This window comes from Imhoffiella purpurea (assembly GCF_000585215.1).
In the GTDB taxonomy this organism is placed as follows: Bacteria; Pseudomonadota; Gammaproteobacteria; order Chromatiales; family Chromatiaceae; genus Imhoffiella; species Imhoffiella purpurea.
Genome location: NZ_AONC01000146.1, coordinates 1 through 523 on the forward strand (window position 1 = coordinate 1; position 523 = coordinate 523).

General features: G+C 49.3%; 1 protein-coding gene. It reads right to left on the reverse strand.

The features are described from left to right. Positions 1-523: hypothetical protein (locus tag D779_RS22560; protein WP_157726505.1), on the reverse strand; the 523-nt coding region annotated here is incomplete at both ends.

Below are 523 nucleotides of genomic sequence, written 5' to 3' on the forward strand. Positions count from 1 at the left end.
GATCCGTTCCATCAAGAGCGATCGAACTGAGATTTAAAACACTACCCGATTTGGCAGTAACACTCGAATCGATCAAACTCTCGAGCGAGCTGAAATCGATTTGCCCCCCATCCCCAACAGACAGGGATGACTTCTTAAGAGCCGTGACCTTGCTGATATCGACCACACTGCCACTGCCATCGACGCTGATGCTGATCTCACCGCCCACCCGCGAATCGGAATAATCCTTAAACTGCGTAAGACCCGAAAGATTCACATAACCGCCATCGCTAGCGGAAATTTGCAAGGCAGCTGTACCCACATAATTACGCCGAACTGTCTCGATCGTGCTTAAATCGAGAAGGCTCTCCGAACCAGATGCCGCGAAATTTCTATAGCTATAATCGTTATGGCCTCGGCCACTCCAAGAATTAACCGCCGTGCTTAGCGTCGCACCGCTATAGGCATAGAGATCCGTTCCATCAAGAGCGATCGAACTGAGATTTAAAACACTACCCGATTTGGCAGTAACACTCGAATCGAT